The following is an 840-nucleotide window of genomic DNA, read 5'->3' on the forward strand; positions in this document are numbered from 1 at the left end:
TAGGGTCAGGACTCATTGGTCATAGCCAGAAGATGACTGTGGCCGCGAGGGCAACGGCCGAGAAGAAGACCGTTGGGCATCGGTCGTAGCGTGTGGCGACGCGGCGCCAATCTTTCAGGCGGCCGAACATGATCTCGATGCGGCTGCGGCGCCGGTAGCGCCGCTTGTCGTACCTGACCGGCTCGTTGCGCGATCTACGGCCCGGGATGCAGGGCTGGATGCCCTTGGCTTCCAGGGCGTCCCTGAACCAATCCGCATCATAACCGCGATCACCAAGCAGCCACTCTGCCTTTGGCAGATCGTCAAGCAGAGCTGCCGCGCCGGTGTAGTCGCTGACCTGCCCGGCGGTCATGAAGAAGCTCAAGGGCCGCCCGTTTGCATCGCTGACGGCGTGCAGCTTGGTGTTCATGCCGCCTTTCGTGCGGCCGATCAGGCGGCCGAGATCCCCTTTTTAACCCGCAGGCTCGATGCCGTGCGGTGTGCCTTCAGGTAGGTCGCATCGATCATGACTGTTTTCGGCACGGCCTCCGCTGACGCCAGACCTTCCATCATGCGCAGGAAAACGCCCCGTTCACCCCAGCGCTTCCACCGGTTGTACAGCGTCTTGTGCGGACCATACGCGCTCGGTGCATCACACCAGCGCAGTCCGTTGCGATTGACGAAGACGATGCCACTCAGCACCCGCCGGTCATCGACCCGCGGCTTGCCATGGCTCTTGGGGAAGTATGGCTGCAGGCGCGCCATCTGCTCATCCGTCAACCAGTACAGGTCGCTCATCCACGCTCTCCTCACGGAGCATGAATCAGATCGCGGCGCTCCCATCAATGGGTCCTGACCCTA

Annotated in this window: 1 protein-coding gene; it reads right to left on the minus strand. The window is 62.6% G+C overall.

Annotation, left to right across the window (positions count from 1 at the left end; all coding sequences use genetic code 11):
- Positions 1-19: 19 nt before the first annotated feature.
- Positions 20-777 (minus strand): IS5 family transposase gene (locus LRA87_RS18315; protein WP_230782558.1). Its coding sequence is split into 2 segments (ribosomal slippage): positions 20-444 and positions 444-777, totalling 759 coding nucleotides; the frame shifts between segments, so codons are not numbered across the junction.
- Between the last annotated feature and the right edge of the window lie 63 nt (positions 778-840).

The sequence above is a fragment of the Sphingomonas sp. Leaf37 genome, assembly GCF_920939475.1.
In the GTDB taxonomy this organism is placed as follows: domain Bacteria; phylum Pseudomonadota; class Alphaproteobacteria; order Sphingomonadales; family Sphingomonadaceae; genus Sphingomonas.